This is a genomic window from Arthrobacter globiformis, assembly GCF_003261175.1.
Classification (GTDB): Bacteria; Actinomycetota; Actinomycetes; order Actinomycetales; family Micrococcaceae; genus Arthrobacter; species Arthrobacter globiformis_A.
This window is the reverse complement of record NZ_QLNP01000103.1, coordinates 24445-50098: the sequence shown is the minus strand read 5'-3', so window position 1 is coordinate 50098 and position 25654 is coordinate 24445. Positions and strand designations below refer to the sequence as shown.

General features: G+C 66.0%; 24 protein-coding genes and 3 tRNA genes. 10 read left to right on the top strand and 17 right to left on the bottom strand.

Annotated features, from left to right (window positions below):
* Positions 1-25: 25 nt before the first annotated feature.
* Complete coding sequence (locus DBZ45_RS20130; protein ID WP_111905601.1) at positions 26-1138, top strand: endonuclease/exonuclease/phosphatase family protein; 1113 nt, start codon at positions 26-28, stop codon at positions 1136-1138.
* 19 nt (positions 1139-1157) lie between these two features.
* Here DBZ45_RS20130 and DBZ45_RS20125 read toward each other — a convergent pair whose 3' ends face one another.
* Together DBZ45_RS20125 and DBZ45_RS20120 are read right to left on the bottom strand one after the other, a co-directional pair.
* The gene (locus tag DBZ45_RS20125) at positions 1158-1949 is read right to left on the bottom strand and encodes an SDR family oxidoreductase (RefSeq protein WP_111905600.1); all 792 of its coding nucleotides are present in this window, start codon (positions 1947-1949) and stop codon (positions 1158-1160) included.
* A gap of 60 nt (positions 1950-2009) precedes the next feature.
* Positions 2010-2384: a DUF488 domain-containing protein gene (locus DBZ45_RS20120; RefSeq protein ID WP_111905599.1), complete on the bottom strand. Its 375-nt coding sequence runs from the start codon at positions 2382-2384 to the stop codon at positions 2010-2012.
* Positions 2385-2467: 83 nt separating this feature from the next.
* Here DBZ45_RS20120 and valS point away from each other — a divergent pair, with 83 nt between their 5' ends.
* A complete protein-coding gene (valS, locus tag DBZ45_RS20115) occupies positions 2468-5089 on the top strand; it encodes a valine--tRNA ligase (protein WP_111905598.1) in 2622 nt (873 codons plus the stop codon).
* 319 nt (positions 5090-5408) lie between these two features.
* Here the strand turns inward: valS and DBZ45_RS20110 are convergent, their stop codons facing one another.
* From DBZ45_RS20110 to DBZ45_RS20085, 6 genes are all read right to left on the bottom strand, one after another.
* Positions 5409-6023, bottom strand: a complete 615-nt coding sequence (locus DBZ45_RS20110) for a mycothiol-dependent nitroreductase Rv2466c family protein (protein WP_111905597.1) — start codon at positions 6021-6023, stop codon at positions 5409-5411.
* Positions 6024-6144: 121 nt separating this feature from the next.
* Positions 6145-7431, bottom strand: a complete 1287-nt coding sequence (gene clpX, locus DBZ45_RS20105) for an ATP-dependent Clp protease ATP-binding subunit ClpX (RefSeq protein ID WP_111905596.1) — start codon at positions 7429-7431, stop codon at positions 6145-6147.
* A 214-nt stretch (positions 7432-7645) separates the two neighbouring features.
* Entirely contained in the window at positions 7646-8305 is a 660-nt protein-coding gene (locus DBZ45_RS20100; protein WP_111905627.1) for an ATP-dependent Clp protease proteolytic subunit, read from the bottom strand.
* A gap of 39 nt (positions 8306-8344) precedes the next feature.
* Complete coding sequence (locus DBZ45_RS20095; protein ID WP_003803391.1) at positions 8345-8959, bottom strand: ATP-dependent Clp protease proteolytic subunit; 615 nt, start codon at positions 8957-8959, stop codon at positions 8345-8347.
* Between the two features lie 243 nt (positions 8960-9202).
* Positions 9203-10594, bottom strand: coding sequence for a trigger factor (gene tig / locus DBZ45_RS20090; protein ID WP_111905595.1), 1392 nt, complete (start codon positions 10592-10594; stop codon positions 9203-9205).
* A gap of 79 nt (positions 10595-10673) precedes the next feature.
* Positions 10674-10748, bottom strand: a tRNA-Pro gene (locus DBZ45_RS20085).
* A gap of 152 nt (positions 10749-10900) precedes the next feature.
* On the opposite strand from DBZ45_RS20085, the gene DBZ45_RS20080 reads away from it, so the two are divergent.
* Positions 10901-10971: transfer RNA gene (locus DBZ45_RS20080), tRNA-Gly, on the top strand.
* Positions 10972-11189: 218 nt separating this feature from the next.
* Here the strand turns inward: DBZ45_RS20080 and DBZ45_RS20075 are convergent.
* From DBZ45_RS20075 to DBZ45_RS20065, 3 genes are all read right to left on the bottom strand, one after another.
* Positions 11190-12116 carry an Fpg/Nei family DNA glycosylase gene (locus tag DBZ45_RS20075; protein ID WP_111905594.1) on the bottom strand — a complete coding sequence of 309 codons (927 nt, stop codon included), beginning with the start codon at positions 12114-12116 and terminating at the stop codon, positions 11190-11192.
* On the bottom strand, positions 12116-12610 hold the full coding sequence (locus DBZ45_RS20070; protein WP_111905593.1) for a ribose-5-phosphate isomerase: 495 nt from the start codon (positions 12608-12610) through the stop codon (positions 12116-12118). The genes DBZ45_RS20075 and DBZ45_RS20070 overlap by 1 nt, the downstream gene beginning before the upstream one ends.
* 141 nt (positions 12611-12751) lie before the next feature.
* Positions 12752-13765 (bottom strand): hypothetical protein, encoded by a 1014-nt coding sequence (locus tag DBZ45_RS20065; RefSeq protein ID WP_111905592.1) that lies wholly within the window; start codon positions 13763-13765, stop codon positions 12752-12754.
* 222 nt (positions 13766-13987) lie between these two features.
* On the opposite strand from DBZ45_RS20065, the gene pepN reads away from it, so the two are divergent.
* From pepN to DBZ45_RS20045, 4 genes are all read left to right on the top strand, one after another.
* The gene (gene pepN / locus DBZ45_RS20060; protein ID WP_111905591.1) at positions 13988-16540 is read left to right on the top strand and encodes an aminopeptidase N; all 2553 of its coding nucleotides are present in this window, start codon (positions 13988-13990) and stop codon (positions 16538-16540) included.
* Positions 16541-16543: 3 nt separating this feature from the next.
* Positions 16544-17023 carry an OsmC family protein gene (locus tag DBZ45_RS20055; RefSeq protein ID WP_111905590.1) on the top strand — a complete coding sequence of 160 codons (480 nt, stop codon included), beginning with the start codon at positions 16544-16546 and terminating at the stop codon, positions 17021-17023.
* A 107-nt stretch (positions 17024-17130) separates the two neighbouring features.
* Positions 17131-17793, top strand: a complete 663-nt coding sequence (locus DBZ45_RS20050) for a mechanosensitive ion channel family protein (RefSeq protein ID WP_111905589.1) — start codon at positions 17131-17133, stop codon at positions 17791-17793.
* A 2-nt stretch (positions 17794-17795) separates the two neighbouring features.
* Positions 17796-18269, top strand: coding sequence for a globin (locus DBZ45_RS20045; protein ID WP_111905588.1), 474 nt, complete (start codon positions 17796-17798; stop codon positions 18267-18269).
* 37 nt (positions 18270-18306) lie between these two features.
* Here DBZ45_RS20045 and DBZ45_RS20040 read toward each other — a convergent pair whose 3' ends face one another.
* Complete coding sequence (locus tag DBZ45_RS20040) at positions 18307-18984, bottom strand: hypothetical protein (protein ID WP_111905587.1); 678 nt, start codon at positions 18982-18984, stop codon at positions 18307-18309.
* Between the two features lie 63 nt (positions 18985-19047).
* On the opposite strand from DBZ45_RS20040, the gene DBZ45_RS20035 reads away from it, so the two are divergent.
* Positions 19048-20019 (top strand): acyl-CoA thioesterase, encoded by a 972-nt coding sequence (locus tag DBZ45_RS20035; RefSeq protein ID WP_111905586.1) that lies wholly within the window; start codon positions 19048-19050, stop codon positions 20017-20019.
* A gap of 122 nt (positions 20020-20141) precedes the next feature.
* On the opposite strand, the gene ettA is transcribed toward DBZ45_RS20035, so the two are convergent.
* The 3 genes from ettA to DBZ45_RS20020 are packed head-to-tail and all read right to left on the bottom strand — an operon-like array spanning position 20142 to position 23057.
* Entirely contained in the window at positions 20142-21824 is a 1683-nt protein-coding gene (gene ettA / locus DBZ45_RS20030) for an energy-dependent translational throttle protein EttA (RefSeq protein ID WP_111905585.1), read from the bottom strand.
* Positions 21825-21869: 45 nt separating this feature from the next.
* The gene (locus DBZ45_RS23340; RefSeq protein WP_223257189.1) at positions 21870-22433 is read right to left on the bottom strand and encodes a DUF6993 domain-containing protein; all 564 of its coding nucleotides are present in this window, start codon (positions 22431-22433) and stop codon (positions 21870-21872) included.
* Positions 22434-22493: 60 nt separating this feature from the next.
* Entirely contained in the window at positions 22494-23057 is a 564-nt protein-coding gene (locus tag DBZ45_RS20020; protein WP_111905584.1) for a single-stranded DNA-binding protein, read from the bottom strand.
* A 182-nt stretch (positions 23058-23239) separates the two neighbouring features.
* On the opposite strand from DBZ45_RS20020, the gene DBZ45_RS20015 reads away from it, so the two are divergent.
* Positions 23240-23312, top strand: a tRNA-Arg gene (locus tag DBZ45_RS20015).
* A gap of 73 nt (positions 23313-23385) precedes the next feature.
* Here the strand turns inward: DBZ45_RS20015 and DBZ45_RS20010 are convergent.
* Positions 23386-24135: a metallophosphoesterase family protein gene (locus tag DBZ45_RS20010; protein ID WP_223257184.1), complete on the bottom strand. Its 750-nt coding sequence runs from the start codon at positions 24133-24135 to the stop codon at positions 23386-23388.
* Positions 24136-24674: 539 nt separating this feature from the next.
* On the opposite strand from DBZ45_RS20010, the gene DBZ45_RS20005 reads away from it, so the two are divergent.
* Positions 24675-25157 carry a LapA family protein gene (locus tag DBZ45_RS20005; protein WP_111905581.1) on the top strand — a complete coding sequence of 161 codons (483 nt, stop codon included), beginning with the start codon at positions 24675-24677 and terminating at the stop codon, positions 25155-25157.
* Positions 25158-25180: 23 nt separating this feature from the next.
* Here the strand turns inward: DBZ45_RS20005 and DBZ45_RS20000 are convergent, their stop codons facing one another.
* Positions 25181-25612, bottom strand: coding sequence for an SRPBCC family protein (locus DBZ45_RS20000; protein ID WP_111905580.1), 432 nt, complete (start codon positions 25610-25612; stop codon positions 25181-25183).
* Between the last annotated feature and the right edge of the window lie 42 nt (positions 25613-25654).

The following is a 25654-nucleotide window of genomic DNA, read 5'->3' as shown; positions in this document are numbered from 1 at the left end:
GGCGGCCAGAGCCTAGACTCGATCCATGACTGCTTGGGCCCGCCGCACGCAAACCGTCTGGCTGGTGCTGGCACTGTGCATCCTCCTGCCGGTCGCTTCGCTTTCGGTGTTCCGCGCCATCCCGGGCGAGTGGCCCACGCTGGTGGTCCAGCTGCTGTCCTTCACCCCGTGGCTGGTGATTCCCGCCGCCCTTGCGCTGGCCCTGGCCCTGCTGGGCCGGCGGCATCTGGTCACGGCCGCTGCCGCCCTGCTCCTGGCAGCCCAGCTTTTCTGGCTCTGGGCACCGGATGCGGGTCGGGCGGATGAAGGGGCAGCCGAAGCAGGACAGGCGGGTGCAGGCCGGGCAGACTCCGGAGCCTCCCGTACCGGCAGCACCGTTCCGTTGACGGTGATGAGCATCAATTCCCGCTTCGGCAGGGCCGACGCCGCCGACATCGTCCGGCTGGTCCGGGACAACGGGGTGGAACTTCTGGCCATTCAGGAGTTCACCCAGGCGCTGGAGGACCGGCTGGCAGCGGCAGGCCTGGGAAGCCTCCTGCCCAACAGGATCAGCAGCCCCACCGAGAACGGCTCGGGCAGCGCAACGTACTCAAAACACGCCATCCAAGCCATCGGGCTGGTTCCCGACACTCCGTTCCAGATGCCTAGCTTCCGGGTGACAGTGCCCGTTGCTGGCGGCGCCGTTGCGGGTGCTGGCAAGGCGGCTGCTGCCCCCGCCGTTCTTGAGGTCACGAACGTGCACACCCTCCCACCGGCGGATGTCCGGGTGGGGCAGTGGCGCAGCGACCTGGAATCGCTGGGCCGGCTGGTTGCCCGGAACGGGGCCGACGGCCAGAACAACCAACTGACGCGCAACCAACTCCTGCTGGGCGATTTCAACGCGACCTATGACCACGCGGAGTTCCGCAGGCTGCTCGACGGCGGCCCGGGCGGCCGGAAGCTGGTGGACGTCGGCATGGCGTCGGGGGCGCGGTTCATGCCCACGTGGCCGATGGACGGCCAGGCGCTGCCCGGCATCACCATCGACCACCTGGTCACCAGCCCGCGCATTCCGGCGTCGGGCTACGCCGTGCACCGCGTCCCCGGGACGGACCACGCGGCCGTCCTGGCCACGCTGGAGGTTCCGACGGCCGGATAGAGGCCGCGGGTCAGCCTGCTCAGGCCTGCTTGCGGATCAGCTTGAAGGTCGAGGCCTGCGCCACCGGGCGGATGACGATCTGGTCGAGATTTACGTGGTGCGGTGCGCTTACGGCGTAGCGCACCACATCGGCCACGTCCTCGGCGGTCAGCGGCTTCTCCACGCCCTGGTAGACCTTGCCGGCCGCCTGCGCGTCACCAAGCCGGTTGATGGCAAACTCCTCGGTCTGGACCAGGCCTGGGGCGATTTCGATGACCCGGACGTTGTGATCGGCCTCTTCCAGCCGCAGCGCCCCGGTCAGGCCGTGCTGGGCGAATTTGGCGGCGTTGTAGCCGCCGCCGCCCTCGTAAGCATCCAGCCCGGCCGTGGACGTCAGGTTCAGGACGGTGCCCTCGCCGTTCTCGCGCAGCATCGGCAGGAAAGCGCGGGTGAGCTTCATGGTGCCGAGGACGTTCACGCGGTACATCCACTCCCAGTCCTCAGTCACGGCCTGCCCCACACGGTCCGCTCCGCGGGCGCCGCCGGCGATGTTGACCAGCGTGTCGATCCCGCCGGCAGAGGTCACCTCTGCCAGCAGGCGGGCCACGTCCCCGTCCTCGGAAATGTCGCCGGCGAGGGCGACGGCGCCGGTCTGGGCTTCCAGCGCGGCCAGCCGTTCCTGGCGGCGGGCGACGGCGTACACGGTCCAGCCGTCTGCGCGGAGCGCGCGGACGGTGGCCTCGCCAATGCCGGAGCTGGCGCCTGTAACGAGGGCTGCCTTCTTGATGGACTTGTTGGTGGACACGTCAGAGCTTGCGGAAACCTCAGTCATGGCACCACCCTAACGCCAACCGCAGGGTGGGCCAGCCCAATGTTTACTCCCGGGAACGGCTCACTTTCCCGGACCCCGTGCTGCCAGGAACTCCAGCAGAACCCGTGCATGGTTCACCTCCGGATCCCGGGCCGCGTACAGCAGGGTCAGCTTCCCGTGCCTGGCCGCGAGTTCCAGGAGCTGGTCCACCGCGGGATTGCCCGCCAGCTCGTCCTCATACTGGGCACGGAAGTCCTCGAACCGCTCCTGCATGTGGGCGAATTCCTGCCGCAGCGGCGGCGACGGCGCCACTTCCTTGAGCCACAGCTCCAGCTGGGCCCTTTCCTTGCTGACACCGCGCGGCCAGAGCCTGTCCACCAGAACCCGGCAGCCGTCGTCGGCCGCGGGTTCCTCATAGATGCGTTTGATCGCAAAGGAAGCGCCTGCTTTGCCCATAGGCCGCATGCTACTCCGGTCATCCCGCTGCAGCGCTCGCCGCCGGGCAGGAAACAACTGCCCGGCATGAAACAATTGGGACCATGGCTGAATCAACGCAGGGTACAGACACGCCCGCCACCGCCCCCATCAACGTTCCCGACAAGCCGGCCCTGGAGGGCCTGGAGGCTGCCCTCACGCAGCGCTGGCTCGAGGAAGGAACCTACCGGTTCGACCCCGACACCACCCGGGAGCAGGTCTACTCGATCGACACTCCCCCGCCCACCGCTTCCGGTTCCCTTCACGTGGGCCACATGTTTTCCTTCACCCAGACCGACGTGCAGGCCCGCTACATGCGCATGACCGGCAAGAACGTCTTCTACCCCATGGGCTGGGACGACAACGGCCTGCCCACCGAGCGCCGCGTCCAGAACTACTACGGTGTCCGCTGCGATCCCGCCATCCCGTACAACCCGGACTACCAGCCGCCGGCACAGCCGGCGAAGAACCAGCGGGACTTCGACGTCGTCTCCCGGCAGAACTTCATCGAGCTCTGCGAGGAACTTGCGGTCGAGGACGAGAAGGTCTTCGAGAACCTGTTCCAGACCCTGGGCCTGTCCGTCGACTGGAACCTCACCTACCGCACCATCGACGACACGTCCCGGGCTGTGTCGCAGCGCGCCTTCCTCGCCAACCTTTCCGCCGGCGACGCCTACATGGCCGAGGCCCCCACACTCTGGGACGTCACCTTCCGCACCGCCGTCGCCCAGGCCGAGCTCGAGGACCGCGAGGTGCCGGGCGCGTACTACCGCTACCCGTTCTTCACGGCGGACGGCGAGAAGATCTTCATCGAGACCACGCGTCCCGAACTGCTCGCGGCCTGCGCCGCCCTGGTGGCAAACCCCGACGACGAGCGGTACCAGCCGCTGTTCGGCAAGACCGTGAAGTCCCCCCTGTTCGACGTCGAACTCGAGGTCAAGGCGCACCCGCTGGCCAAGGCGGACAAGGGCTCGGGCATCGCGATGGTCTGCACCTTCGGCGACCTGACCGACGTGACCTGGTGGCGCGAACTCCAGCTTCCCACCCGTGCGATCGTGGGCCGCGACGGCCGCATCCTCGCCGAGACTCCGGAGTGGATCACCACGGATGCCGGCCGCGAGGCCTACGCCGCGATCGCCGGCAAGACGGTCTTCTCCGCCAAGGAGGCAGTGGTGGAGCTCCTCACGGCAGCCGACCTGCTCGATGGCGAGCCCAAGAAGATCACCCACCCGGTGAACTTCTTCGAAAAGGGTGACAAGCCCCTCGAGGTGGTCACGTCCCGGCAGTGGTACATCCGCAACGGCGGCCGCGACGAGGACCGCCGCGAACGCCTGATCGGCCGCGGCAAGGACATCGACTTCCACCCGTCCTTCATGCGCTCCCGATACGAGAACTGGATTGCCGGCCTCAACGGGGACTGGCTGGTCTCCCGCCAGCGCTTCTTCGGCGTGCCGATCCCGGTCTGGTACCCGCTGGACGCGCAGGGCAACCCGGACTACGACAACCCTGTCCTGCCCTCGGACGAGTCCCTGCCGGTGGACCCTGCTGCCGACGCCGCGCCGGGCTACGACGAGTCCCAGCGCGACCAGCCCAACGGCTTCACCGGTGACGCCGACGTCCTGGACACCTGGGCCACCTCATCCCTGACCCCGCAGATCGTGGGCGGCTGGAGCCGGGACGAGGACCTGTTCGCCAAGGTGTTCCCGTTCGATCTGCGCCCCCAGGGACACGACATCATCCGCACCTGGCTGTTCTCCTCCGTCGTCCGCGCGGACGCCCTGCAGGACGTCGCGCCCTGGAAGCACGCGGCCATCTCCGGCTGGATCCTGGATCCGGACCGCAAGAAGATGTCCAAGTCCAAGGGCAACGTGGTGGTGCCGACGGACGTCCTGAATGAGTACGGCTCGGACGCTGTCCGCTACTGGGCTGCCTCCGCACGCCTGGGCGCGGACACCGCCTACGAGATCGCGCAGATGAAGATCGGCCGGCGCCTGGCCATCAAGCTGCTGAACGCCTCGAAGTTCGTTCTGAACCTGGGTGCCACGGAGAATTCGGTGGTATCCACCGATCTGTCTGTCCTGACGAATCCCCTGGACCGTGCCCTGCTGGCCCAGCTCTCCGACGTCGTGGCGCAGGCCACGAAGGCGTTCGACAACTACGACTACGCCCGGGCGCTGCAGATCAGCGAAAGCTTCTTCTGGCAGTTCACGGACGACTACGTCGAGCTGATCAAGGACCGCGCCTACGGTGCCGCCGGCGAGACCGAGCAGGCTTCGGTTCTCGCTGCCCTGGCCACCACGCTGGATTCGCTGCTGCGCCTCTTCGCGCCGTTCCTGCCCTTCGCCACCGAAGAGGTTTGGGGCTGGTGGCGGGCCGGTTCCGTGCACCGCGCCGCCTGGCCCTCGCCGCTGGAGATCACCGACGGCGACACCGGCATGCTCGGCACCGTGGGCATTGCGCTCAGCGGCATCCGGAAGGCCAAGTCCGAGGCCAAGGTCAAGCAGCGCACCGAGGTCCTGTCGGCGACGATCACGGCGACGGAGTCGCTCGTGGCCCAGCTTGAGGCAGGGCTCGGGGACCTCAAGGCCGCGGCCAACGCGCAGGAGATCACCCTCAACACCGGCGAGGGCGAGCTCACGGTCAGCGACGTGCAGCTAGCCCCGGCGGAGGAGCCGGCGCAGGCCTGATTCGAAGGGGCCCGGATGTATCCGGGCAAAGGGGAAGCCCCATCAGCGTTTTGCCGTTGGTGGGGCTTCGACTTTTCGGCTGTCTGGTGACATCTTTGACAGTCTGGCAAGATCCTTAGAATTTCAGGTCTTCCTACCTTGTCACCGGTAGCCTGCTTCTAACTTTGCCAAAGGCTGCGTTGGAAGCATGTCACTGAATCTTTGGTTCCTGCGTCTCACTTCTTTCGAAGTGGGTAACAACTATCTTTGTCCTCCTGTTGCGGATGCGCAAGAGCCCCGGCAGAACTACTCTCATGTAGTTCTGCCAGGGCTCAATCGGTCAGTCGAAGGCAGGGCTTTCAGTCCGGCTGCGCTTGATCTCAAAGAAGTGCGGGTACGACGCGAGAGTGACCGACGCGTCCCAGATCTTCCCGGCTTCCTCCCCGCGCGGAATGCGCGTGAGGACCGGTCCAAAGAACGCGGTGCCGTTGAAGGCCACCACGGGGGTTCCGACGTCCTGGCCCACCCGGGAGATGCCCTTTTCGTGGCTGGCTCGCAGCTGGGGGTCGTACTCGTCGGAGCCGGCAGCCGCTGCCAGCTCGGCGGGGAGGCCGCAGTCGGCCAGGGCCTTGCTGATGACGATCGAGAAGTCCTTCTGCCCGCCATCGTGGATCTGCGATCCCATGGCGTCGTACAGCGGCTTGACCACGTGGTCGCCGTGCTGTTCCTGAGCGGCGATGATCACCCTGACCGGCCCCCAGGCCTTGTCCATGGCCTCGCGGTACTTGGGATCAAGGTCTCGGCCTTCGTTCAGCACGGACAGGCTCATGACGTGCCACTCCGTCTGGATGTCGCGGACGCCTTCCACCTCGCCGATCCAGCGGGAGGTGATCCAGGCGAACGGGCAGAGGGGGTCGAACCAGAAGTCAGCCTTATTGGCGGCGGTTTCAGACACAGCAAATCTCCTCAGGGAAGTCTTCGGGGTGTGGCGCGCCGCAAAGCCATACTCGGAAGGCACGCTTAAGTGACAGCGATGGATCGGGCCGATTTATTCCGGCCCGGCCGATTCAATCCGGCTAAGCGGACTTGTTCCGCCGCTTGGCCACGACGTCGTGCGTGATCATGGTGGGCTGGGCCTTCTTGCCCACCACGTCAGCGGTGATGACCACGCTGGCGATGTCGTCCCTGCTGGGCAGGTCGAACATTACCGGGAGAAGGACTTCCTCCATGATGGCGCGCAGTCCGCGGGCTCCGGTTCCCCGTTCCAGTGCCTGGTCTGCAATCAGGTCCAGGGCATCGTCGTCGAACACCAGCTCCACGCCGTCCAGCTGGAACATCTTCTGGTACTGCTTGACCAGAGCGTTCTTGGGCGTCGACAGGATCTGGATCAGAGCGGGACGGTCAAGGTTGGAGACAGTGGTGATGACCGGCAGGCGGCCGATGAACTCCGGAATAAGCCCGAACTTCAGGAGGTCTTCCGGCATCACTTCGCCGTAGGAGTCGGTGTTCTTGACCTCGTTCAGCGGAGCGCCGAAGCCGATGCCCTTGCGGCCGGAGCGGGAGCCGATGATGTCCTCCAGTCCGGCGAAGGCGCCGGCAACGATGAAGAGGACGTTCGTGGTGTCGATCTGGATGAATTCCTGGTGCGGGTGCTTGCGGCCGCCCTGCGGCGGAACTGAAGCAACCGTTCCTTCGAGGATCTTCAGCAGGGCCTGCTGTACGCCCTCGCCCGAGACATCGCGGGTGATCGAGGGGTTTTCGCTCTTGCGCGAGATCTTGTCGATCTCGTCGATATAGATAATGCCCTGTTCAGCCTTTTTGACGTCATAGTCTGCGGCCTGGATGAGCTTGAGGAGGATGTTCTCCACGTCTTCACCCACGTATCCGGCTTCGGTCAGGGCGGTGGCGTCGGCGACGGCGAAGGGCACGTTCAGCCGGCGCGCCAGGGTCTGCGCAAGGTACGTCTTGCCGCAGCCGGTGGGGCCGATCAGGAGAATGTTGGACTTCGCGATTTCAACGTCGTCGTGGTGGACGCCGTCGGCCAGTGTGCCGCTCTTGGGCGCGTGGCCGGCCTGGATCCGCTTGTAGTGGTTGTAGACCGCGACGGCGAGGGAACGCTTGGCCGGTTCCTGGCCAATGACGTATTCCTGCAGGAAGTCAAAGATTTCGCGGGGCTTTGGCAGCTCGAAACTGCCCAGATCGGCGACTTCTGCGAGTTCTTCCTCGATGATCTCGTTACAGAGCTCGATGCACTCGTCGCAGATGTAGACGCCGGGCCCGGCAATGAGCTTGCGCACCTGCTTCTGGCTCTTGCCGCAGAAAGAGCACTTGAGCAGATCCGCGCTCTCGCCAATCCGAGCCATATGTGAACCCCTTAGTATCTTGCCGCAAGGGCAGCTTTGCACCGGTTGAATCTAACCATGGCCGGGATCCGGCAATGATTTACATCCACTCTAGGTCACATTCGGCCCGAGGGGTGGAAACCGGGCGCCGGTGCGGTTCAAAAATCTAAACCCCACCGGCGTCCGTTACTGCTGTTTACGCGGCATGTGCCCGCATTAGCGGGCAAGCGCCTGTTTAGCGGGCAAGCGCCTGCGGCTTGATCTTGCGGGAATCAAGGACCTGGTCGATCAGGCCGTAATCCTGCGCCTCGGCCGCGGTGAGGATCTTGTCGCGCTCGATGTCATTGTTGACCTGTTCCGGCGTCCGGCCGGAGTGCTTGGCCAAGGTATCCTCCAGCCAGGTCCGCATGCGCATGACTTCGGCCGCCTGGATCTCAAGGTCGGATGCCTGTCCGCCCTGGCCGCCGGACAGCGCCGGCTGGTGGATCAGGACGCGGGCGTTGGGCAGTGCCAGGCGCTTGCCCGGCGTTCCCGCGGCCAGCAGCACGGCAGCTGCACTTGCGGCCTGGCCCAGGCACACGGTCTGGATCTCAGGGCGGATGTACTGCATGGTGTCGTAGATCGCGGTCATGGCCGTGAAGGAGCCGCCCGGCGAGTTGATGTACAGGGTGATGTCGCGGTCCGGGTCCGTCGACTCGAGCACCAGCAGCTGAGCCATGATGTCATCGGCCGAGGCGTCATCCACCTGGACTCCGAGGAAGATGATCCGGTCCTCGAAGAGCTTGGTGTAGGGATCCTGGCGCTTGAAGCCATACGGCGTGCGCTCCTCGAACTGCGGCAGGACGTAGCGGCTTGTCGGCAGGTTACCGGCAGACGATCCGAAATTGTAGTTCATGTTCATTGCTCCTGGATTCAGTTCTGTCTTGGTGCCGGTTTAGCTCTGGCCGTTGGATGACGCGTTCTGGGTTCCGCCGCCGCCCGCGACAGATCCTGCGTGTGCCGAGATCTTGTCGAAGAAGCCGTATTCCAGCGCCTCGGTGGCGGTGAACCACTTGTCGCGGTCGTTGTCCTTGAGGATGGTTTCCACGGTCTGTCCGGTCTGGTCCGCCGTGAGCTCAGCCATGACCTTCTTCATGTGGAGGATCAGCTCGGCCTGGATCTTGATGTCCGAAGCCGTTCCGCCGATGCCACCGGAGGGCTGGTGCATCAGGATGCGGGCGTTCGGGGTGGCGTAGCGCTTGCCCTTGGTGCCCGAGGACAGCAGGAACTGTCCCATGGAGGCCGCCAGGCCGGTGGCGACGGTAACGACGTCGTTGGGGATGAACTGCATGGTGTCGTAGATGGCCATGCCGGCGGTCACCGAGCCGCCGGGCGAGTTGATGTAGAGGTAGATGTCCTTGTTGGGATCCTCGGCGGAAAGCAGCAGCAGCTGTGAGCAGATGGCGTTCGCGTTCTCGTCGCGGACCTCGGAGCCAAGCCAGATGATGCGCTCTTTCAGCAGGCGGTTGTAGATGTAGTTGTCCTGGGCTGCAGGATCGACGGTTGCCATGCGGGGGGCCGCTGCTTGCTGTGACATTTGTACTTACCTCTCGCTGGTGACGGTGACATCACTGAACGACATCACTGAACTTCACTACTTGGACACTAACCGCTTTCGGAGCGGATTTGTTCGTCGGAATCGCGCTGTTCGCTGACGGCGCACGATTGCCAGCGTGAGCTGTGGACCGGCCGTTAACGCGACAGCCCCCGGATCCGAGGACCCGGGGGCTGTCGCCGCTGATGCGTGCTGCTGCTAGAACTTCACGGCCGCGGGATCGTCGTTCGCGACGGTCTCGCCGGCTGCCTCTTCCGCTTCGGTTTCTGCGTCGGCTTCGACGGCCGGAGCCTCTTCGCCGCCGGGGCGGACGAAGTCGCTCAGGTCAACCTTGTTGCCCTCGGAGTCCGTGACCTCGGCCTGGCCCAGGACGACGGCCAGCGCCTTACGGCGGCGGACCTCGGAGACCATCATGGGAACCTGGCCGCTCTGGTCGATGATCTGGGCGAACTGGTTCGGGTCCATGCCGTACTGGCTGGCGGTGGTGACGATGTAGTCGATCAGCTCGTTCTGGCTGACGCCAACTTCTTCCTTCTCGGCGATGGCATCGAGGATGATCTCGTTCTGGAAGGCGCGCTCGGTGTTGGCCTTGACCTCGGCGCGGTGCTCTTCGGTGTCGTGCTCGCCTTCACCGTGGGAGTTCTCGGCCTTGAAGTGCTGCTCGAGCTGCTCTTCGACGACGGACTCGGGAACGGGAACCTCAACCAGCTCAACGAGCTTGTCAAGGACCTTGTCACGGGCCTCGACGCCCTGCTCCACGACCTTGGAATCGGCGGCCTGCTTGGCGAGGTCCTCGCGCAGTTCGGCCAGCGTGTCGAACTCGGAGGCCAGCTGGGCGAAGTCGTCGTTCGCCTCAGGCAGTTCGCGCTCCTTGACGGACTTGACGACAACCTTGACCTGCGCGGCTTCGCCGGCGTGGTCGCCGCCCACGAGGGTGGTGTCGAAGATGGCGTCCTCGTCAGCGCTCAGGCCGGTCACGGCTTCGTCCATGCCCTCGAGCATGGTGCCGGCGCCAACCTGGTAGGACAGCCCGGAAGCGGAGTCCACCTCGGCGCCGTCGATGCTCGCGGTGATGTCGATGCTCAGGAAGTCCCCGTCAGCTGCCGGGCGCTCCACGGACTTGAGCGTGCCGAAGCGGCCGCGCAGTTCGTCCAGGGCCTTGTCGACGTCGGCGTCAGAGGACTCTGCCGCCGCAACCTCAACCTTGATGCCGGCGTAGTCGGGCAATTCGATCTCGGGGCGGACGTCAACCTCGGCCTGGAACTTCAGCTCACCATCGGTGGCGGAAGGATCCGGAACCTCGGTGATCTCAACCTCGGGACGGCTCAGGGGGTGGATGCCGGACTCCTGGACTGCAGCCTGGTACCAGCCGTTGAGGCCCTCGTTGATGGCGGTCTCCAGGACGTAGCCGCGGCCGACGCGCTGGTCGATCAGCTTGGCGGGAACCTTGCCCTTACGGAAGCCAGGGACCTGGATCTGCGAAGCAACAGTCTTGTATGCCTCGTCGATGCTGGGCTTCAATTCCTCAAAGGGGACCTCAACATTGAGCTTGACCCGCGTGGGGGTGAGGTTCTCGACAGCGCTCTTCACGGTCTAAGTACTCCTGGTTTTGTTGGATGGGTTCTGCAAACGCGTTGTTGTGACCAGGCCTGGGGCCCGGGCCGCAGAGTCGGGGTGACAGGATTTGAACCTGCGACTTCCTGCTCCCAAAGCAGGTGCTCTAGCCAAGCTGAGCTACACCCCGTAATGCACAGGACAGTCTACGTTCATCCCCGCCGCGATTGCACATTTGACAGTTGGGACATGAATTAGGTTTAGTTATATCCGGCTTGAACAGCCGCCGAAGAAGAGCCCAAGGCCCGCGCCCCCAAAAGCCGGCGCCGGAACGCTTTCCTCGGGGACGTAGCTTAATGGTAAAGCCTCAGTCTTCCAAACTGATTACGCGGGTTCGATTCCCGTCGTCCCCTCCGCACCAGAGAGGCCCCTCGTCGAGGGGCCTCTTTTGCGTTAAGCCCGCTGCTGTTCCAACAACCCTGGGCAGCAACTCAGAGTTGGGCACCCCGTCGACAGCCGTCGTGGGGCACTTTGGTGACGCGGGAACCAAGAATTGCGACGGCGGCCGGCGTGTCTTGTGTCAAAGTGCCCCGTTTCGGTTCGCCGCCCTTATGCCAGCGCCCCCCGCAGCTCAAACGGGCTGCTGGCAGGACGGGCACCAGTACAGTTTGCGGGCGCCGTGTTCGGCCAGGGCAACCGGAGTGCCACAGACACGGCAGGGCTGGCCGTGGCGGCGGTAGACAAAGTGCGCCTCCTCCCCCGGCGGAAGGTGGCCGCTCCGGGTCCAGAAGCCGGCGGTGGTGGTGATGATCCGCCCGTCGCGGACGCCGTCGGCCATCACCGCGGCGGTGTCATCCCAGAGGAGGCCGGCGGCGTCCGCGGTGAGCGCACGGCCGGGAAGCAGGGGGTCGATCCTGCCGCGGAACAGCACTTCGGCCCGGTAGACGTTCCCGACGCCGGCAATCACCTTCTGGTCCATCAGCAGCGTGGCGAGCGGGGTCCGCTTTGCCAGGACGCGCCGGATGAAGTCGTCCCTGCTGCCGCAGGTGTTGTGGAGCGGATCGGGGCCCAGCCTGTCCAGTACGGCTGCCGCCTCGGCATCGGTGATGGCCGCGCACGTGGTGGCACCGCGCAGGTCAGCCCACCCATGGTCGCTCACCAGCCGGACCCGCACCGCTCCCACCGGCGCCGGCGGCCCGGCGTACTCGGCGGGAGCAGCATCGTTACCGGGCCCGTCGGTTGATGACCCAGTGCCACCAGGCAGTTCACGTTCCCCCACCCGGCGGGGCGCGCCGATGCTGGAGGTCCCGCGGAACTGGCTGTCCCCGCCGAAATCCCAGGCCCCGTAGAGGCCGAGGTGGACGTGCAGCACCAGAGCGTGCTCGAAGTGCAGGAACAGGTGCTTTCCATGGGCGGACGCATGCACCATGGTGTGCCCGTCCAGCAGCGCGGCGCCGGCGGCAAAGCGGCCCTGGGGGCTGCTGACAGCCAGCCGCTCGCCGGCGAACACGTCACCGAACTGGCGGGCCAGCCGGTGTATGGAGTGGCCTTCCGGCACTATTCGACGATCTCGCCGGTGGTTTCGTAGGTGGCGATCTTGCCGATCCGGCGGACGTGCCGCTCATCGTTGCTGAAAGGCTCCTGCAGGAAAGCCTCGATCAGGGACGTGGCCTCCTCGACACTGTGCTGGCGCCCGCCGACGGCCACGACGTTGGCATCATTGTGCTCGCGGGCCAGCGTGGCGGTGGACAGGTTCCAGGCCAGGGCGGCGCGGACTCCCTTGACCTTGTTGGCCGCGATCTGCTCGCCGTTTCCGGATCCGCCCAGCACGATGCCCAGCGCGTGGACTCCTGCTGCCTGGTCCGCCACTACTGCGAGCGCCGCGTTGATGCAGAACGACGGGTAGTCGTCCAGGGCGTCGTATTCCTTGGGTCCGTGATCCACCACGTCGTAGCCGTTCGCCGTCAGGTGCTTGACCAGGTGGGCGCTCAGCTCCATGCCGGCGTGGTCGGTGGCGATGTGGACCCGCGGAAATGCAGGGTTTGTTGTCACGGTAGCTTCCGTTCAGTCATGAGCACCGGGGCGCGGCCGGGCTGGTACAGGTCAAATCAACAGATCCAAGAGTACTCGGTGTGCTTCGCCCCAGCGGGGTGCCGCCCGGGTGGTGACGCGGCCGTACGCTTCCGCGTCGCCCTAAACTGGCGGGTGGGTATCCGGCGGCCGGGCGTCACCGCGGGCCCTTGCCGCAACGCGGGTCAGGACCTCCGCGAGACGGGCGGCCGAGTCGGCGTTGCCGCCGCTTACGGCAAGTTTGTGGCCGTCGGTCTTGCGGACGACGACGGCGGGGCCGCTGCTGACGAGAACCGCTGCGGTTCCGTCGTGGTTGCGGTAGCCCCAGCCGCCGTAGTCGGCGGCGCGGACGTCAGCCGGCTGGGCGGCGGAGATGGCGGCGGCGGGGACGTCGATCACACGCAGGATCCCTGCAAGGAAGACGCGCAGCCCGCTTCGGTCCGCGGTGACCCGGGCGAACAGGAACGCGGCGCCCACGAGCGCGGCCGCCACGAGCAGCGCTCCGAGCCACGGCACGGCGATCGCGATCAGGGAAGCGGGAAACAGGCTGGCTATGGCGATCATGACGAAGACCGAGCTGCGCGCATGCACCCAGAACCGGACGGAATCGCGGACGAGCTCAGGGTCGAGCTCAAGTTCCAGGGCCTGCTGCAGGGCACGGTCATCCTCCGGTGTCCACTGCTGGTCCGCCTTGAACACGAATCCGATGATGACCCCCAGGGAAAGTGCGGCGCCGCTGCCCGAGGCCAGGACAATCATGTCCACGCTTGACCCGCGCGCGTCAGCCACGCCGGCCTGGCCTACGAGGGCGGCCGCCAGCACGGTCGTGACGAAAAGGCTCACTGTCAACCCCGCACCCATCATGATCCGGCGCATGACGGTTGGCCGCGACACCGGCGCGGCCTGCAGCAGCACCAGCCAGCCGGTGATGACGATCAGGGCGGCCCCGCCGCCCACGAAGGCGGGGAACGGAGCGAAGGCGGTGCCGCCGTCGTTATTCCACATGACCGCCAGTGGTTCCGGCAGATCCGGCCGCAACAGCACGGCACAGACCGCGAACCCGGCGGCAAGCAACACTGGGAAGCCGATCGCGAACCGCAGCGCTTTGATGTCCACAGCATCGAGGATCTTTCCCATGCCCTTAACGCTACCCCTGCACCGGCCGGCCGGAGAGGACCCCGCGGGGGAACGGGCCCTGGACTTGGGGCAGGGAAGTGCGCTACGCAACTTGCCAAGCGGCACCGAAATGAAACAATGGCTTCACAGTGATGCAACCGCACGAGTGACTACCGTGCGCAGCAGCCGGCGGGCCGGGCCTGCCCGGCCACCACAACCTCTGGAGGCACAACCTTGCCAGGCATGAACCTGACCCGCGCCGAAGCACGCGAGCGCGCCGCCCTGATCGCCGTCGACTCCTACGATGTCAGCCTGGACCTGACCAAGGGTGAGACGGTCTTCGGTTCCACCACCACTGTCAGGTTCACGGCGGCGCCGGGATCCTCGACGTTCATCGACGCCGTGACAGACGCCGTCCACAGCGTGACGCTGAACGGCCGCGAACTGGACCCCGCCGAGGTGTCCGACGGCGTCCGGATCCAGCTGCCGGACCTTGCTGCGGACAACGAACTGACGGTAGTGGCGGACGCTCCCTACATGAACACCGGCGAAGGCCTGCACCGCTTCGTGGACCCGGTGGACGGCGAGGTGTACCTGTACACGCAGTTCGAGGTGCCGGACTCGCGCCGCATGTTCGCGGTCTTTGAACAGCCCGACCTCAAGGCCACCTTCCGGTTCCGTGTCACCGCACCCTCGCACTGGGACGTCGTCTCCAATTCCCCGACGCCGGAGCCGGTGACGGCAACACCGGGGAACGACGGCGCCGCCCGCTCGGTCTGGGACTTTCCGCCCACGCCACGCCTGTCCTCCTACGTCACCGCGCTGATCGCGGGACCGTACCAGTCGGTGCGCAGCGACGTCACCAGTTCGGATGGCCGCGTCGTGCCGCTGGGCGTCTTCGCCCGCAAGTCCCTCATGCAGTACCTGGACGCGGACAACATCTTTGAGCTCACGCGCCAGGGCTTCGAGTTCTTCGAGGCTCAGTTCGGCTGCCCCTACCCGTTTGAGAAGTACGACCAGCTGTTTGTGCCGGAGTTCAACGCCGGCGCCATGGAAAACGCCGGCGCGGTCACCATCCTCGAAGGCTATGTCTTCCGCGGCAAGGTCCCGGAGGCGCAGGTAGAACGCCGCGCCATCACCGTGTTGCACGAACTCGCCCACATGTGGTTTGGCGACCTCGTGACCATGCGCTGGTGGAACGACCTCTGGCTCAACGAATCCTTCGCCGAATACATGTCACACCTGGCCGCGGTGGAGAACACCAAGTTCCAGAGCGCGTGGACCACGTTCGCCTCGGTCGAGAAGTCGTGGGCCTACCGCCAGGACCAGCTCCCCACGACCCACCCGATCTTCGCGGAGATCAACGACCTGCAGGACGTCGAGGTGAACTTCGACGGCATCACCTATGCCAAGGGCGCCTCCGTGCTGCGGCAACTGGTGGCCTGGGTGGGGCCCGAGCAGTTCATGGCCGGGGTACGTGAGTACTTCGCCAAGCATTCGTGGCGCAACACCGAGCTCGGCGACCTGATGGTCGAGCTGGAGAAGGCCAGCGGACGCGACCTCGACCAGTGGGGCCGCCTGTGGCTGGAGACGGCCGGCGTGAACTCGCTCAAGCCGGAGCTGGCGGTGGACGCCGACGGCACCATCACCTCGTTCGCCATCCTGCAGTCGGCCGTTGCCGAGCAGCCCACCATCCGCCCGCACCGCCTGGCGGTTGGGTTCTATGACCTCACCGGCGAGGGAACGCTCGAGCGCGTGCACCGTGAGGAGCTCGACGTCGACGGCGAACGCACCGAGGTCCCCGAACTGGCCGGACTCAAGCGGCCGGACCTCATCCTGCTCAACGACGATGACCTCGCCTACGCCAAGGTGCGCCTCGATGAGCAGTCCCTCGCCACCGCCAAGGCGCACCTGAAGGATTTCCGCGAGAGCCTGCCGCGGACGCTGGTGTGGGGTTCGGCCTGGGACGCTGCACGGGACGGGGAGAGCCCCGCCCGCGGATACGTCGACCTGATCCTGGCCAACATCGCCTCCGAGTCCGATTCCTCGGTGATCCTGGTGCAGCTGCGGCAACTTGCCACCACGCTCACGTTCTACGTGGCCGAGGAGCACCGCGAGGCCACCACCGTTGCCGCCGTCGACCGGCTCTGGGAACTGGCCACGGACGTGCCGGGCGGGTCCGACGCCCAGCTGCAGTTCATCAAGTCGTTCGCGCTCCTGGCGCGCAGCGAGCAGCAGCTGGACCGGATCGCCGGGCTGCTGGACGGCTCGGCCACGCTGGCCGGGCTTACCGTGGACCAGGACCTCCGCTGGGAGCTGGTGGCCGCCCTCGTGGCGGGCGGCAGGCTGGGCCAAGCGGACATCGACGCTGAACTGAAGCAGGACAACACCTCCAGCGGCCAGAACGCGGCCGCCCTGGCCAAGGCTGCCATCCCCACGCCGGAGGCCAAGTTGGCAGCCTGGGAATCGATCGTGGTCAAGGGCGAGCTGTCCAACGCCATCCAGGCCTCGGCCGTCGCGGGCTTCACGCGGGTGCTGGACACTGCGCTGCTGGAACCGTTCGCGGAGAAATACTTCGAGGCCGTCCCGGGAATCGTTGCCGAGCGCACCAATGCCCTGGCCCAGCAGGTCGTCGTCGGGCTGTACCCGGCGCAGCTGACCAGCCAGGCCACCGTGGACCGGACCGACGCGTTCCTTGCGTCGCTGCCGGAGGAGAGCGCTGCGCTGCGCCGGATGATGCTGGAAAACCGCGACGGCGTCGCCCGGGCTCTGCGGGCCCGCGCGGCGGATGTCTAGGCAATGGCACTCAACGAACACCACTATGCGCTGACGGTCCGCTGGACCGGCAACCTTGGAAGCGGCACGTCGTCCTACCGGGACTACTCCCGGGACCACGACATCGAAATTCCCGGGCTGCCGGTCCTGCACGGCTCGGCCGATCCCACCTTCCACGGCGACCGCTCCCGGTACAACCCCGAGCAGCTGCTGCTGACGGCGCTGGCACAGTGCCACATGCTGTCCTTCCTGCACGTTGCTGTGAAGCACGGCGTGGTGGTCCTGTCCTATGAGGACAACGCCACAGGCATGATGCGGCTCAACCGGGACGGCACCGGCCAGTTCGAAACCGTAACGCTGCGCCCGCAAGTGACGGTTGCGGATCCGGGGCACATCGGGCTGGCGGACCGGATGCATCACGAGGCCAACCAGGTGTGCTTCATTGCCCGTAGCGTAAATTTCCCCGTCCTGCACGCTCCCGTTACCACAGCCGGAAGTCCTTAGCCAGCGGCAGACCCCGTTAGGCTTAAAGGTGACCAAAGAGCGGCCGGCCTCCCCGGAAAGCGCGGAGACCGGCCGCCACCGGACAGCAGCAAGGAGCCTTCCAGCAGATGCACAGCATGTTCACCGCGCCCTCCGCCTCACTGGAGCCCACCGGACTCGACCTGGCCGGCGTGGCCATCAGCCTTGGCGCAGGCATACTCCTGTGGCTGATCGCCAGTTTCCTGATCGCCCGGATCACCAAGCGCGTGGCCAGCGGCACGTCGCTGTTCAAAAAGCCTCATTTCCGCTGGGTGGCGCCGGCGCTCCGTGCCCTGGACCATGAGCGGCGCGTGCAGCGGGCCAACACGATCGGCTCTCTGCTGAAGAGCGGCATCGGCGTGATGATCGCCGTGATCACCACCATCTACATGCTGAAGAACCTCGACGTCGACGTGGCGCCGCTGCTGACCAGCGTGGGAATCCTCGGTATCGCCATCGGCTTTGGCGCCCAGCAGCTGATCAGGGACTTCCTTGCCGGCATCTTCATCACCATCGAGGACCAGTACGGCATCGGCGACATCATTGAAACCAGCGAAGTGGTGGGCGTCGTGGAGTCGATCGGGCTGCGGATCACGCGCGTCCGCGACGAGGACGGCGCCATCTGGTACCTCCGCAACGGTGAGATCCTCCGGGTGGGCAACCGCTCGCAGGGCAACTACGTCCCGCCTGCGGAGCCTGAAGAGACGGCTGCGGAAGCCGAGCACGCACCCCAGCAGAAGGCCGGAGAATAGCCATGACCATTCCATCCCTTCCCACCCCGCCCGAGCCGGGGGTCCGGAAGCCGCTGATGCGTAACGACCCCTTCAGCCAGCCGGGCTACACGGACAACTTCTACGACGCCGTCGGCGGGCATGAGACCTTCGTGAAGCTCATTGACGTCTTTTACGACGGCGTGGCCGCCGATCCGCTGCTGCGCCCCATGTATCCGGAGGAGGACCTGGGTCCGGCCAAGCGGCGGTTCCTGATGTTTCTCGAGCAGTACTGGGGCGGCCCCACCACCTACGGCGAGGAGCGCGGCCATCCCCGGCTGCGGATGCGCCACATGCCGTTCCGGGTGACGCCCGAGGCGAAGGACCGCTGGCTGCACCACATGCGGACGGCGGTCGATTCCCTTGACCTGCCGCCGCTGCATGAAGGAACGCTGTGGGATTACATGGAGCGCGCCGCGCTCTCGATGGTGAACAGCCCGTCCGGGGCGCAGGGCTAATTCCGGCTACTGCTTCGCGCCGCCGGGTGCCGGCCGCCTAGAGCAAGCCGGCGCCGGTACGCGCCAGCACGTGTCCGCGGTTGCCGCTTAGCCGGAACCAGCGCCCGGAACGGTAGAGCTTCTGTTCGTCCTCGCCTGGTCCGTCTCCGCCCAGGAATCCCAGGGCAAGGGCGGCGAACGCCGCTCCGGCCGGTACCCCGTGCCGTCGCTCGAGCCCGCGTCCCCAGACAGCGGCCCGGGCGTTGTTCACGATCATGGCTCCGGGTTTGTCCGGAACGATACCGGCCACCTCGGCGATGCCGGCCTCGGCGGCCTGCCGCAGTTCGGCGTCGGGCACGGAGTCCACGAGTTCCCAACCGCCGCGCGGCGCGCCCACGCCGGCCCATGACTCGGTGACGGTCGACGGCGGGACCGGAAGATCGGCGTCGTTCTCCCCCACCCGGGCCAGCCGGTCCAGGACGGCAGCGAGCGGAACCGTGACGTCCACGGCGGACGGCTCTGCCAGTCCCATGGTGCGCAGGCCCAGAATCGTGGGGGTGGACTCCCCCAGGATCCGCGGCCGGAGCACGCACACGTAGGCGGCCAGGACCGCGCCGGCTGCCTGCAGGCGGATGGCGCCGTCATCGATGGCCCTGGCGCGGGTGACGAAGGTCTTCAGATCGGCAAGATCGCGGGGGTCGGCGAAGCGGAAAGACTGGGTAAGGAGATCAGACACGTTAAGAACACTACCGGCTGGGGCCCGGTTGAGCGGTGCCGGGGCGCCGTCTAGAGTCAAAGCATGACTGAAGCGGACGCCGGATTGCAGGCCTTGCCCACAAACGAACCCACGAACTCCCTCCTCGAACTGCTTGACCTCGGCGAGCTGGAAGGCGCCCGCACCGACGAGGATATTTTCATGGGTCCGTCGCAGCGCCAGCCGCACCAGCGCGTTTTCGGCGGCCAGGTCCTGGCCCAGTCCCTGGTCGCCGGTATGCGCACCGTGGACGAGGACCGCACCGTCCATTCCATGCACGGCTACTTCCTCCGGCCCGGCGACGCGAACAAGCCCATCACGTTCGGCGTCCAGCGTCTTCGGGACGGCCGCTCGTTCTCTGCCCGGCGTGTGCATGCCTATCAGGACGGCACTCCGATTCTGTCCATGATCGCCTCATTCCAGGCCGGCGATGACGGCATTGAGCACCAGTCCGAGATGCCTGCCGGTATTCCGGATCCAGAGACGCTGCCCAGCACGGCTGACCTGCTGGGCAAGTTCGACCACCCCGTCGCCCGGCACTGGTCGTACGAACGGCCCTTCGACATCCGCCATGTGGATCCCGCACTGTATGTGGCGGCCACCGGGAAGAAGGAAGCGCGCAACGCCGTGTGGATGAAGACCTTCAGCCCCATGCCGGACAACGCCAACACGCACCGTGCTGCGCTGGCCTACGCCAGTGACTACACGCTGCTCGAGTCGATTCTTCGCAAGCACGGGCTGAGCTGGATCACGCCGGGTATGAGCGTGGCGAGCCTCGATCACGCCATGTGGTGGCACCGTCCCGTGCGCGTTGACGAGTGGCTCCTGTACGTGCAGGAATCGCCCAGCGCCCAGGGAGCGCGGGGCCTGGCGACCGGCAAGATCTTCAACCGGGAGGGCCTGCACGTGGCGTCCGTGGCGCAGGAGGGCATGGTCCGCGTGCCGACGGACATCAAGAGCAAGGTGGCCGGTGCCGTGCAGACCAAGATCCTGCAGCACCAGATGCGCAAGGCCTGACGGCCTTCCGGCCATGAAAAGGCCGGCCCCGGTTGAACTCGTCAACCTGAGGCCGGCCTTCTTCGTGCCCAGCGCCTGATTTCACCGCTTGATGAGCCGCGGCTTGATTCGCCGCTGCTCGATCAGTCGCGGGTCAGGCGGCGGTGCGTGACGCGGTGCGGCTTGGCGGCATCGGGGCCAAGGCGCTGCACCTTGTTCTCCTCGTAGGATTCGAAGTTGCCTTCAAACCAGTACCACTTCGACGGGTTCTCCTCGTCACCTTCGTAGGCAAGGATGTGGGTGGCCACCCGGTCCAGGAACCAGCGGTCGTGGGAGACCACGACAGCACAGCCCGGGAATTCCAGCAGCGCGTTTTCCAGGCTGCTGAGGGTTTCGACGTCGAGGTCGTTGGTCGGTTCGTCGAGCAGGAGCAGGTTTCCGCCCTGCTTGAGGGTCAGCGCCAGGTTCAGGCGGTTGCGCTCACCACCGGAGAGCACACCTGCCTTCTTCTGCTGGTCCGGCCCCTTGAACCCGAACGCTGCGACATAGGCGCGGGACGGCATTTCAACGTTGCCCACCTGGATGAAGTCCAGGCCGTCGGAAACAACTTCCCACAGTGTCTTGTTGGGATCGATGCCGCCGCGGCTCTGGTCAGCGTAGGAGATCTTGACCGAGTCGCCGATCTTCAGCTCGCCGCCGTCGAGGGGCTCGAGGCCCACGATGGTCTTGAACAGCGTGGACTTGCCCACACCGTTCGGGCCGATGACGCCGACGATGCCGTTGCGGGGCAGGGAGAAGGACAGGCCGTCGATCAGGGTGCGGTCGTCGAAGCCCTTCTGCAGGTTCTTGGCTTCCAGCACCACTCCGCCAAGTCGCGGTCCCGGCGGGATCTGGATCTCTTCGAAGTCCAGCTTCCGGGTACGGTCGGCCTCGGCCGCCATTTCCTCGTAGCGTGCCAGACGTGCCTTGGACTTGGTCTGCCGGCCCTTGGCGTTGGAGCGCACCCACTCAAGTTCCTCGGTAAGCCGCTTGGCCTGCTTGGCGTCCTTCTTGCCCTGGACTTCCAGGCGGGCCCGCTTCTTCTCCAAGTAAGTGGAGTAGTTGCCCTCGTAGGGGTACAGGTGGCCACGGTCCACTTCGGCGATCCATTCCGCGACGTGGTCCAGGAAGTACCGGTCGTGGGTGACCGCCAGGACGGCGCCGGCGTAGCTGGAGAGGTGCTGTTCCAGCCACAGCACGCTCTCGGCGTCAAGGTGGTTAGTGGGCTCGTCAAGCAGCAGGAGGTCCGGCTTCTGCAGCAGCAGCTTGCAGAGCGCGACGCGGCGGCGCTCACCACCGGAAAGCAGCGTCACGTCCGCGTCGGCCGGCGGGCAGCGCAGGGCGTCCATAGCCTGCTCAAGCTGGGAATCCAGGTCCCAGGCATCAGCGGTGTCGATGGCCTCCTGCAGGTGGCCCATCTCTTCCAGGAGCTTGTCGTAATCCGCGTCCGGGCTGGCCATCTCCTCGGAGATCTCATTAAAGCGCTGGATCTTGCCGTAGATCTCGCCCACGCCTTCCTGGACGTTGCCCAGGACGGTCTTTTCCTCGTTCAGCGGCGGCTCCTGCAGCAGGATGCCGACCGTGTAGCCGGGGCTCAGCCGCGCCTCGCCGTTGGAGGGGGTGTCCAGGCCGGCCATAATTTTCAGGATGGTGGACTTACCGGCACCGTTGGGGCCAACGACTCCGATCTTGGCGCCCGGGAAGAACGACATGCTGACGTCGTCGAGAATAAGTTTTTCGCCAACAGCCTTTCGGGCCTTGGTCATTGTGTAGATAAATTCCGCCATGGTTCCAAATCTAGTGGGTTGGCGGTGATATCTCACATTCCGGGCTCAGCCGGCGGCTCCGACGAAACACTTGCCGTTCGACAGCGCCGGCAGCACGGTCACCGTCACCTTCCGATCGCGAATCTGGCCGATCACGCATTCCTTGGCCTGGACAGCCGCCGCTTCCATGGAATCAACCTCGAGTCCGGTGGGCGTGCGCCCTGCCGAGACCTCGAGGCTCCGCGCCGGAACGCCTGCCGCCGTGAGGGCTGAGGTGATGTCCGCCGTAGCCGGCTTGGGGTTGGCCGCGACTACACTTCCCAGGACGTCAGCCATGGTCCGCTGCAGTGCGGCCGTGGCCCCCGCAGGGGCTTTCGTGCCGGCCGCAGGCGCCGACGGTTTTGCCGAGGCTGATGCTGCCGCTGCCGATTGCGTGGCAGCCTGTTCTCCGGTGGCCTGTGCTTCCGCCGTCTGGTTCACGGTCGGCTGATCTCCCGGTGCCGTGCAGGCGGCCAGCGAGACGACAACAACCGCCAATGCGAGCCGGAGGGCAACCTTCTTGGCGGTTACCCGGGCATCAGTGGCATTGCCGCGGAGTGCTTTGTTCCGCTGAAGTGTAGTCGCTCGCATCACGCTGCCATTCTGCCATGCGGCACCGCCAGGGGGTGCAGTGCCGCACGCCACCGGCGTTCAGGCAGCGGCTCCCGTGAGTTCGCCCGTTTCAGGGTCGAGCTGCAACTCGTCGCCGGCGTCGTCGAGGAAGATGCCCGCCGCAGCCGGGTCTTCGTCGGCCTCGTCGCCTTCCTCCCGGTCCTCGTCGGAGCCGTCCCCGACCCCGCCGGAGGATCCGCTGCGGTCGCCGTTCGCGGGGCCGTATCCGTCAGCGGCCTGCGGGTTGCCGGAATTGCGGATGAAGTTGGCGGTGCCCCACTTAAGATCGTGGCCCACCGCGTCCGCGTCGATCTCGGCGTCGTGGTAGATGCGGCCGTCCTTCTCCCAGCTGCGCATCTTCAGCTTGCCCACGACGACGACGCGCTGCCCCTTCTTGATGCTGCAGCCCATGTTCCCGGCCAGCTGCCGGTATCCCTGGACGGTGAACCAGTTGATGTTGCCGTCCACCCAGGCGTTGGCCGCGCGGTCGTACCGCCGTTCAGCGGAACCGAGGCGGAATGAGGCGGTGGGAACGCCCCCGGGAGTTGTGGAACTGCGGATCTCCGTGGCCACGAAGCCCCGGACCGTAATGTTGTCACTCATCTTGGTGTCCTGTCTCGAAGTGTCTTGCCCTAGAAGGCACTTCCAGCATCAACCGCCGACGGGACCGGCGGGAGGTAGGCAATGCTGTATGTGGATAACCGAAACGATCCTCCCCGGTGCCGCCGACGGGCCCGCAGGCAATGTAGACTTTTTCAGGCACCCGGGAAGCCGGGAAACCAGTTGCCCCAGTAGCTCAGGGGATAGAGCAGCGGCCTTCTAATCCGCCGGTCGGGGGTTCGATTCCCTCCTGGGGCACAGCCACAAGCGGTCCTGACCTGCGGAAACGCCAGTCAGGACCGCTTCTGGGAGGGCGCGGCGGTGGCCTTTACTACGGTAGGGTGCGCGTACCCGCGTCCTTGCCCGGCCCCGACGTTGGAACGAAGTTCCAGCTGAAAGACCCGTTGTCGCGGAGTGTCATCCGGAGGAACCCGTGGGTGTTGCTGAACCGCTTTGCGATGTACGGCGGACTGCTGGTGAAGGGGCGGAGGCCGATGCCTCCCGTGGATACTTGGAACGCTGTCATCCCGTCGCTGACGCACTGGTCCTTGTTGTTCACCGGACATGTGCGTTCGTAGTTGTGTTGTGAGCCTGACAGGGTCAGGCGGACCCGGTGCCTGTACATGACGTCGATCCACGGCTTGTGGTCAAGGGCCCGCTTATGTTCGCCGGTGTTCGATGTGAAGTACGGTTCGTGGTAGACAACTGCCAGGTACTTGCCCGCCGCCCTGGCAGCAGCGAGGTCGCCGTCCAGCCATGCCGTCAACGCGTGAGCCTTCGCGGGGTCGTAGCGCCACTGCGCGGACGACAGGAACGCGAAGTGCCAGTTTCCGAAGTCCTTCGAGTACGGATCCCCGTTCCCGATGAACCCGCGCTGCCGGTTGATCGCAGCCTTCGCCGGGGCACCCGGGCACTGGCCATTCATAAAGTTGTCGAGGTCTTCGTTCCGCCCTGGTTGCCAGTCATGGTTGGGGGCGGACACCCAGTACAGCTTTGGTTTGGTGCCACCCCACAGCGGCGTCCAGTACTTCACGTAGTCAGCGCAGCGCGGGGTGTCGTACTGGAAGTCCCCGAGCCCCATGAACGCGTCAATCTGATTCTTCTGCGCGAGCCGCGTGATCGCAGCACCGTTCCGGCCGGAGGGGCTAGTCGGCTCAATGTTCCTGACGCCATTCATGTCACCGACAGCAGCGATCCGAACATCAGGCGCCGGGACCCTGGGCTTGTTGGGGGACGGTAGCGAACCCGGACTGAGAGTCGCCGTTGATTGCGGCACCTCCCCACCGCCGATAGCGAGGGACGCAGCCCAAAGGCCAGTGACGGCCAAGAGCAAAGCGGACGTTCCAGCGATAACACGGTTGCCGCGCATCGGGGGTACTCCTCCCTTCGGGGCGGCCGTGTACTACCTCGGACAAGAACGCCCCGCATGTCTCCTTCCGAGTGTAGAACACCCCGTAGCGCTTGTCGGGGGCTCATTAGAGTGCGCGGTTGCATCGCCCGCGTGGGCAGATTGCAAGCATGCTTACTAATATGCCCCGGGTGTGCCTATGATCGGACTGGGCGCCGGCGATTTGCACAGGCCGGTCAGCCCGGACCAACCGTCAGGGAAGGAACATCCGCATGCAGCAAAGCCAGTCGGGCGGAAACCCGGCCGATCCGGAAACGCCCAGGTCAGCGAACCCGGCGGCAGGTCGGCCAAGTGCAGGAGAGCACCTTGACCGGACACCCACCGCAGCGGCGGCGGATACCGGCGCGGCGGCCCGCCATCCCGGCGCGGCCGCGATCCCGGGTTACGACGGAGCCGCGTCACCGCGGCCCGGCCTGGCGGAGCCGGAACGGCGTGTGACGCGCGCGGGCATGATCTGGGCGGCGGTGGCCTCGGCGCTGGTGGTACTGGTGCTGCTGATCATCTTCATCCTGCAGAACCAGGAGCTTGTCCAGGTGAAGTTCTTCGGCCTTGAAGGCGCGGTGTCGCTCGGGATGTCCCTCTTCATCGCGGCAGTAGGCGGGGGTGTCCTCGTGGCCATGGCGGGCGCAGCCCGGATCATCCAGCTGCGCGCTGCTGCCCACCGTCGCAGGGTACAGGCTGGCCGGAACCGGTAGGCCGCAAGCCAACAGCGGCGCGGTCAGCCCTCCAGGTACTCCTTGAGGTTGCCAAGCACCATGCCCCAAAGTTTCTCCGACTCCGCGGCTTCGTCAGCACTCTTGTTGTTGCCCTGGGCGATGCTCACCCGGGTGCCCTCCGCCACGGGCTCCAGGCCGTATTCCACGGTGTGGTAGCTGTCCGGCTCGTCGGCCAGGCCCGACAAGGGGCTGTAGTGGGTGATGCGCAGGAGTTCGTTGGGGCGGACTTCCAGCACGGTCCCCTTGTCCTGGTAGGACTTGCCCTGCCACTCCCCCTCGAACGTCACAGACTCCCCTTCCCGCCAGGTGGATGTGACGTTCGTGCCGAGAAAGTATTCCTTGACGTCGGCCGGATCCGTCAGCGCCTTCCACACCCGCTCCGGCCGCGCAGCGACAACAGCGCTCGCCTCGGCGTCCCTGGCTTGTTTGTCCATTGCTTCGCCTCCTGGCGCCACCCTACCCGCGGACAGCCACCG

Coding starts and splice junctions, on each gene's coding strand:
- DBZ45_RS20010 (WP_223257184.1), bottom strand. CDS start 24,135: ATGGGGCTCGGGGACTTCCAGTACGACACCCCGCGCTGCGCTGACTAC.
- DBZ45_RS20045 (WP_111905588.1), top strand. CDS start 17,796: ATGACCATTCCATCCCTTCCCACCCCGCCCGAGCCGGGGGTCCGGAAG.
- DBZ45_RS20130 (WP_111905601.1), top strand. CDS start 26: ATGACTGCTTGGGCCCGCCGCACGCAAACCGTCTGGCTGGTGCTGGCA.
- DBZ45_RS20020 (WP_111905584.1), bottom strand. CDS start 23,057: ATGAGTGACAACATTACGGTCCGGGGCTTCGTGGCCACGGAGATCCGC.
- DBZ45_RS20120 (WP_111905599.1), bottom strand. CDS start 2,384: ATGGGCAAAGCAGGCGCTTCCTTTGCGATCAAACGCATCTATGAGGAA.
- DBZ45_RS20005 (WP_111905581.1), top strand. CDS start 24,675: ATGCAGCAAAGCCAGTCGGGCGGAAACCCGGCCGATCCGGAAACGCCC.
- valS (WP_111905598.1), top strand. CDS start 2,468: ATGGCTGAATCAACGCAGGGTACAGACACGCCCGCCACCGCCCCCATC.
- clpX (WP_111905596.1), bottom strand. CDS start 7,431: ATGGCTCGGATTGGCGAGAGCGCGGATCTGCTCAAGTGCTCTTTCTGC.
- ettA (WP_111905585.1), bottom strand. CDS start 21,824: ATGGCGGAATTTATCTACACAATGACCAAGGCCCGAAAGGCTGTTGGC.
- DBZ45_RS20000 (WP_111905580.1), bottom strand. CDS start 25,612: ATGGACAAACAAGCCAGGGACGCCGAGGCGAGCGCTGTTGTCGCTGCG.
- DBZ45_RS20100 (WP_111905627.1), bottom strand. CDS start 8,305: ATGAACTACAATTTCGGATCGTCTGCCGGTAACCTGCCGACAAGCCGC.
- DBZ45_RS20065 (WP_111905592.1), bottom strand. CDS start 13,765: ATGGGAAAGATCCTCGATGCTGTGGACATCAAAGCGCTGCGGTTCGCG.
- DBZ45_RS20050 (WP_111905589.1), top strand. CDS start 17,131: ATGCACAGCATGTTCACCGCGCCCTCCGCCTCACTGGAGCCCACCGGA.
- DBZ45_RS23340 (WP_223257189.1), bottom strand. CDS start 22,433: ATGCGAGCGACTACACTTCAGCGGAACAAAGCACTCCGCGGCAATGCC.
- DBZ45_RS20035 (WP_111905586.1), top strand. CDS start 19,048: ATGACTGAAGCGGACGCCGGATTGCAGGCCTTGCCCACAAACGAACCC.
- DBZ45_RS20125 (WP_111905600.1), bottom strand. CDS start 1,949: ATGACTGAGGTTTCCGCAAGCTCTGACGTGTCCACCAACAAGTCCATC.
- DBZ45_RS20055 (WP_111905590.1), top strand. CDS start 16,544: ATGGCACTCAACGAACACCACTATGCGCTGACGGTCCGCTGGACCGGC.
- pepN (WP_111905591.1), top strand. CDS start 13,988: ATGAACCTGACCCGCGCCGAAGCACGCGAGCGCGCCGCCCTGATCGCC.
- DBZ45_RS20095 (WP_003803391.1), bottom strand. CDS start 8,959: ATGGCAACCGTCGATCCTGCAGCCCAGGACAACTACATCTACAACCGC.